Below are 6,118 nucleotides of genomic sequence, written 5' to 3' on the forward strand. Positions count from 1 at the left end.
CCAGAAGAATGAGTTGTTTAATCTCATCTAGAACCGTCCATCGTCCAAACCCGAGGACCCGTCTGGCGTCCTTGGCTCCGGGTGGCTCAGCCACCCGGGTTCTTCAGTCTGGAGATCAACCTGTTAAGCATCTTATGGAGTCTGTTAGCCTGATCCTTTATCTGACTGAAAGTCTCTTCATCTAATATCCAAACATCTTCGAGAGTTCGAGTTGTGTCATTGCTTCTCTGAGAGAGCCCTTTGCCAGGAAGAGAAACTGCACAAACTCCTTCTTGTACTGACGGCCTGATCCTTCGGCGATATTAGAGGGAACGGAGATAACGCCTCTCCTCAACTGAGAAGAAAGGCCGAATTTCTCGAAGTCAGGGAAAGCGGAGACAATCTGATAAACGTCGTAGGCAAACTTCATACTCAGCTTATACACATCTAGATTCTGATAAGAATCGGCCATGAAGACCACCTCCAGAGAAATGATAGCTCAAAGATGCTGTCAGTGTCTATCCAAGGACGAGGGACGGGTTCACGATCCTGGACGAAGGACGAAATCAACAGGAGGTAGCTATGGATTTCATACGACAATTGATTTCTCTAATAACCGTCTTTGCAAGTTACGTAGAGAGTCCCGGCAACGGGGCTGAGAAGAAAGAGAAAGTGAAACAGATGATAAAGGATGCGCTTCCGGATGAAGAGTGGAAGATCGATCCAAAATTCTTCGACTTCATCCTGGATGTCTTGATTGACCTCGTCGTCATGTTCCTTAACAGGGGACTTTGGAAGACGGCCATGAAGGTGCTGGTGAAGTAATAGCTATGTACAGATAGCGATTGAGAAACACAATGTTTCTAAGCGACTCGAAAACAAACAAACGCACTGTATTTCACCTTCTTCTATAGCCCGGCTTCAAAGCCGGGTTTTGTTTTCAGTGCAAACTCATCTATAATCTATCTGGATGCGGCTTTTTATTATGGGGAATCGAGAACGAGAATAAGGGGGATCACTATGAAGAGAATCCTACTTCTCCTTCTGTTAGCTGCATCGACAGCCGTTCTTGCCATGACTCCAATTACCCTTCGCTTCGGCGACATAACCGCTACTTATTTTGAAGAGCATCTTATTCTATTTGAGGGCATCCAGGAGTACGATGAAGCCGTCGTCTGGTCTATCGTCGACGGTGACACGATCACCTTGAAAAGAAGGACAACACCGGATGCTCTTGAAAAAATAAGGCTGATAGGAGTGGATACACCGGAAAGCGTTCATCCCGAAAAAAGTGTCGAGCATTTCGCGATTGAAGCCTCTAATTTCGCGAAAGCAATACTGGAAGATGAGAATGTCCTCCTTTCCTACGACTGGAATCCCGTTGATACTTACGGAAGACTCCTGGCTTACGTGTGGCTTCCTGCAGAGTACGAGGGAGAGACATATAATATCCTGTTTAATCTTCTTCTCATTTCTAGCGGTTACGGGCATGCATATACTAGATATGTGTTCGATGAGAACTACATGGGAATCTTCATCGAAGCTGAAAGGCTTGCCAGACTCGGACGGTTTGGTTTATGGAAGGAAGAAAAGCCAGACAGCATCTTGCTGCCTGAGTATGACCCTATTGTTTACATAACAAGCACCGGAGATAAATACCACATCGAAAGCTGCCGCTTCCTCGAGAACAGCAAGATACCTATTGTCCTATCAGAAGCAGCAAGGAGGGGATACATTCCTTGCCGCGTCTGCAAACCGCCTGAATTGAAGCTTCCCTCTATTAGCGTAGTTGAGGAAGACTTTATAACAGCCATTACAGAAGAAGGAAGTGATGTGATACTCTACCCAGACGGCACTTGGGAGTACGCAGAGCCTTCTGAAGGAAGTCAATGAAGATACAAGGAAGCCTTAAGAAAAGAATCTTGCTTGTTCTGGTTCCGCTTATCGGTACTTTTTCTCTTGCCCTGACGCCAACCTCATTGAAAATCGTTGGTTTGGAACTGAGCTACTGTGAGGAATTCCTTGACCGGTTCGACGAGGCAGCCGATCATAACGAGGCCATCGTGTCAAGCATCATAGATGGTGACATACTCACTCACAGTTATCCGGCACAAGTACCTGAATCTGATCGAAGTCATCCGTTTAATTGGCATCGATTCTCCCGACAGCAGCCATCGCCATCAGTCCGTAGAAAGATTCGGATCCAGGCGTCCGACTTCGCCAGACTACTGCTAGAAGACTTAAGAGTACTCCTGACTTATGATGAATTGCCAAAAGACACTTACGGAAGGTTCCTGGCTTATGTCTGGTTGCCAGCAACCTGCAAAGGCGAGACTCGTTAGTTTTGTTTAATCTGCTGGATGTTGCAAACGGATACGCACACGCTTACACGAGACATCCCTTCAACGGTTCCTACATGGAGGTATTCATTGAATGCGGAAGACAGGCAGGACTTGAGAAGAGAGGCTTGTGGTCTGAAGAGGAATTCGCCAGTGTAACGGCAGAACCACCGTATAACCCGATCGTGTACATAACAAACACCGGGGAGAAGTATCATCAATATCACTGCCAGTGTTTGCTTGAAAGCAGAATTCCGATTAGGCTTTCGGAAGCTGTTTACCTTGGCTTGAGCCGTGCAGCGTTTGCAGGCCGCCTATCGTGTTTGTGGAATACTGAAAATGTATCATTGTGCTATAGATTACTTGCAGTGTACGGAGAGAAAGATACCTTTCAGTAGGAACTAGAACTCGCGGAAAACGACCATTGAAATTGTCGCAAAGGAACTGCTATGATTAATGAGACATAACGAACTTAAATGGTTGCATCTGGAGAACAGCTAAAGACATGACTCACCGAATTACTATGGTAAAGACACAGTGGTGGTTCTCGTGAAAGAATCTGGAAAACCAGTTATAGAACACATTGTGACTGCAATCATCACGATTGGTCTTGTGTTCGCAATTGCTCTAATGATTCTCTCGGTTAGTCTGCTGATAAGTGCTAATAGGGATCAAGAACTCTTTTCACATTATCTTGAAGACTCACTGGCGAACGATAGCGCAGCATCCAAATTAGGAATTTGTGGAGAGAACTGAAGATCGTCGCTTGTAGATACACCTTACTTGCTTCAAAGCGGGTGCTCTTGGGAGCAGCCCAAAACTGACTAGACAGCAGGAGAAGTGAAGAAGCAAAAGTCCCATGGCTCACCAGGGTTTGATTTTCAATGTTGTAGTATTCCTTCTTGATTTCTAAAACAAGAAGATTATCTGCATTGCTGCCACGCTTATGAACAATTATGTCCGGATATACACTTCTTTCACCAAAATACTCTAAAGGCTTACATTTATAGCTATTCTTAAACTCCGCATTTATCTCGTCTCTCAGTAGGAAAGCTTTCTTTACCCTTCCATCACTTCTAGTTATATCTCTGTTGTATTCGTAGTCGACATTGTATTTCTCTTTGCGAAAAGAATCCTGTATCTCATCATTCAGATAAACAGCGAACCAATGCGATATTGCTCGTTCATGCAAATCATTTTCTAGAAGAAAACTATCATTTTCGAGCAGCTTTTTGAAAGCTCGTTGGATAACATTTCTCAATTTGTCTAGCATTGAGCCGTCTGAACTTCTTGCTTTCCCACTTTCTTCCGAAAAGATTTCAGCTCATCCTCCTCGAATACCGCTCTATTTGGCTTATGTAGAATAATTTGGACAAAACAAACCTAATAAAGGAGCTATCAATTATGAATATTCCTGCATAAACTGGTTCGTCTGTTCAGCTACACTTTTACGATCTGTGATGAACCCATACTCTAAGGTTTAGACCTACATATTCGGAATCCGATATTTGGATGTGCGCAGTTGTAGATACCCTCATAGAGTGAATGTCCGCGTGAAAACACACTCAAGCTGTGGGCATTATCGATGAAACTTCCACCTCGCATCGACTTAAACCCAGAATCTGCGCCATTATAAGGATTGACAGTGGTGGAGTTGTCGTAATATTGCTCATCCCACCAGTCACTACACCATTCGTGTACGTTTCCTGACATATCATAGATACCGAGTTCATTTGGCATCTTCATACAAACAATGCTAGTTTTCTGACCTGAGTTGTAATAGTACCACCCCACGTCATCAACATTATTGCTACCTGCATACAAGGTTCCGGTACTGATTATGCCACCTCTCGCAGCATACTCCCATTCTGCTTCCGTTGGTAACCTGTATCCTAGAACCTTTGTAATATCCGTCGTGATATTTCCAAATCTGTCCACAAGATTACCGCTATTATCATACGCCTTTGGGAGAAGAGATTTCTCGCTAAGCCAGTTGCAGTATTTTGCTGCACCTCCCCAAGAAACCCTTATAACAGGCCGTTCTCCTTTTCCCCAATTACTGTCCCATGGCAAATGAACCCCCTCTTCATTGCAGAAAGCGGCGTATTCATCGTATGTTACTTCATGAGTTCCGATCCAGAAGTCATAAGAAATGAACACTTCATGAGCGGGTTTCTCGCTGTCTTTTCCATCTCCGGTTGTGTCTCCCATGACATAAGCACCGCCTTCGACAAGTACCATATCCATCATGAAATGAGAAGGTGGAAGCAGGTGGCATCCTTCCATAAAGATGATTGATACTATCGATATTGCTACCAAAAAGGATACCCTTGGTTTTTTCATTGATCATCTCCCTGCACGAATACTACCGAAGAGCAAACTCTCAATCCAACAAGGACCTTATTGCTTAACAATTCCGATTATCCTGATTACGAAATTCGCAAGACTATGGAGTATATGATGTCACACCTTGCAAGAATTAATGCAACTTATGGGTTTCTCGAAAAGAATAACCTCCAGAAGATTCAATGGTGATAGCATTGAATCAACCAAAAAGCACAAAGGAAACCCGAAAAGATGTTACCACATGGGATGGAGAAAAAGGAAATCATTAGGACTATTGATATCATTCATGCTATTCGATTCGTGAAGGGTGTGACGTTGATGAATTTGCATTTTCTAGCGAAATGTGAGTAATCATATTGCTAAAAACCGACTTCGTACAAAAGGCGAATATCTCAGAGCATTTCTTTGCTAATTTTGATGTAAATGTAACAAGTGGTATATTGATTATATGAGTGTGTTGCACAGATTGCCGTATATTGCCTGATTCTTAACGTGCTTACTCCATGTGCGAAGCGTAGGTTATGGAGGTGGGGTAATGAAGAGATGGTCTATTTCGGTTTTACTGCTAGCTGCTGTAATACTTCTTATAACAGGATGTCCTTCTGTTCTGAACAAACTTCCAACAGTGAGTAAAGTCGGTGGTCCAGAAGGAACCATAAACCAGAGAAATTCTACATTCTCTTGGAGTGGTAGCAATCCGTATGGAAGTATAGCTAAGTACGAATACAGGAAAGATGGTGGAGCTTGGACAGACCATGGCCTGAACAACAGTTATAACTGGAATGATTACACTGAAGGAGCTCACACCTTCGAAGTTAGGGCGCAGGACAACGAGGGCGTTTATTCGAACATCATAATATGGAGCTTCACCTATTCCTTAGTAGAAGAGGAGCCGTACATAACATGGCGGAAATGCCTCGGTGGGAGTGATTGGGATGCAGTAATTCCAATCCAGCAGACGAGTGACGGCGGGTATATCGTTGCTGGAGTGACATCATCAAACAACGGTGACGTGAGTGGGAACCATGGCGCGTATGATTTCTGGGTAGTGAAGCTGAGCAGTACTGGCAGCCTTCAGTGGCAGAAGTGCCTAGGTGGGAGTGGTTCGGATCTTGCAGCTTCAATCCAGCAGACGAGTGACGGCGGGTATATCGTTGCTGGAATTACAGCATCAAACAACGGTGACGTGAGTGGGAACCATGGCGCGGAAGATTTCTGGGTGGTAAAGCTGAGCAGTACTGGCAGTCTTCAGTGGCAGAAGTGTTTCGGTGGAAGTAATTGGGATCATGCAGCTTCAATCCAGCAGACGAGTGACGGTGGGTATATAGTTGCTGGATCCACCCGGTCAAACGACGGTGACGTGAGTGGGAACCATGACGTGAGTGGGAACTATGGAGAATCAGATTTCTGGGTGGTAAAGCTGAGCAGTACGGGCAGTCTTCAGTGGCAGAAGT

7 protein-coding genes and 1 pseudogene are annotated in these 6,118 nt (G+C 44.5%); 6 read left to right on the plus strand and 2 right to left on the minus strand.

The genetic code is table 11. The annotated features are described in order from the left end of the window. Positions 1 to 181 precede the first annotated feature (181 nt). A complete protein-coding gene (locus B3157_RS02515; RefSeq protein WP_292588613.1) occupies positions 182 to 451 on the minus strand; it encodes a four helix bundle protein in 270 nt (89 codons plus the stop codon). A 110-nt stretch (positions 452 to 561) separates the two neighbouring features. On the opposite strand from B3157_RS02515, the gene B3157_RS02520 reads away from it, so the two are divergent. The 5 genes from B3157_RS02520 to B3157_RS02540 all read left to right on the plus strand — a co-directional run bounded on the left by B3157_RS02520 (position 562) and on the right by B3157_RS02540 (position 3,074). Next, positions 562 to 804, plus strand: coding sequence for a hypothetical protein (locus B3157_RS02520; protein WP_292588615.1), 243 nt, complete (start codon positions 562 to 564; stop codon positions 802 to 804). 195 nt (positions 805 to 999) lie between these two features. Further along, positions 1,000 to 1,872: a thermonuclease family protein gene (locus tag B3157_RS02525; protein WP_292588617.1), complete on the plus strand. Its 873-nt coding sequence runs from the start codon at positions 1,000 to 1,002 to the stop codon at positions 1,870 to 1,872. Further along, complete coding sequence (locus B3157_RS02530; protein WP_292588619.1) at positions 1,869 to 2,321, plus strand: hypothetical protein; 453 nt, start codon at positions 1,869 to 1,871, stop codon at positions 2,319 to 2,321. The genes B3157_RS02525 and B3157_RS02530 overlap by 4 nt, the downstream gene beginning before the upstream one ends. Before the next feature lie 2 nt (positions 2,322 to 2,323). Then, positions 2,324 to 2,716: a hypothetical protein gene (locus B3157_RS02535; protein ID WP_292588621.1), complete on the plus strand. Its 393-nt coding sequence runs from the start codon at positions 2,324 to 2,326 to the stop codon at positions 2,714 to 2,716. 151 nt (positions 2,717 to 2,867) lie between these two features. Continuing rightward, a complete protein-coding gene (locus B3157_RS02540) occupies positions 2,868 to 3,074 on the plus strand; it encodes a hypothetical protein (RefSeq protein WP_292588623.1) in 207 nt (68 codons plus the stop codon). A 717-nt stretch (positions 3,075 to 3,791) separates the two neighbouring features. On the opposite strand, the gene B3157_RS02545 is transcribed toward B3157_RS02540, so the two are convergent. Next, positions 3,792 to 4,661: a formylglycine-generating enzyme family protein gene (locus B3157_RS02545; RefSeq protein WP_292588626.1), complete on the minus strand. Its 870-nt coding sequence runs from the start codon at positions 4,659 to 4,661 to the stop codon at positions 3,792 to 3,794. Between the two features lie 538 nt (positions 4,662 to 5,199). Here B3157_RS02545 and B3157_RS02550 point away from each other — a divergent pair. Continuing rightward, positions 5,200 to 6,118, plus strand: a pseudogene (locus B3157_RS02550) (hypothetical protein); the annotation flags it as partial.

The organism is Mesotoga sp. UBA5557, from assembly GCF_002425715.1.
Classification (GTDB): Bacteria; Thermotogota; Thermotogae; order Petrotogales; family Kosmotogaceae; genus Mesotoga.

Coding starts and splice junctions, on each gene's coding strand:
- B3157_RS02515 (WP_292588613.1), bottom strand. CDS start 451: ATGGCCGATTCTTATCAGAATCTAGATGTGTATAAGCTGAGTATGAAG.
- B3157_RS02520 (WP_292588615.1), top strand. CDS start 562: ATGGATTTCATACGACAATTGATTTCTCTAATAACCGTCTTTGCAAGT.
- B3157_RS02525 (WP_292588617.1), top strand. CDS start 1,000: ATGAAGAGAATCCTACTTCTCCTTCTGTTAGCTGCATCGACAGCCGTT.
- B3157_RS02530 (WP_292588619.1), top strand. CDS start 1,869: ATGAAGATACAAGGAAGCCTTAAGAAAAGAATCTTGCTTGTTCTGGTT.
- B3157_RS02545 (WP_292588626.1), bottom strand. CDS start 4,661: ATGAAAAAACCAAGGGTATCCTTTTTGGTAGCAATATCGATAGTATCA.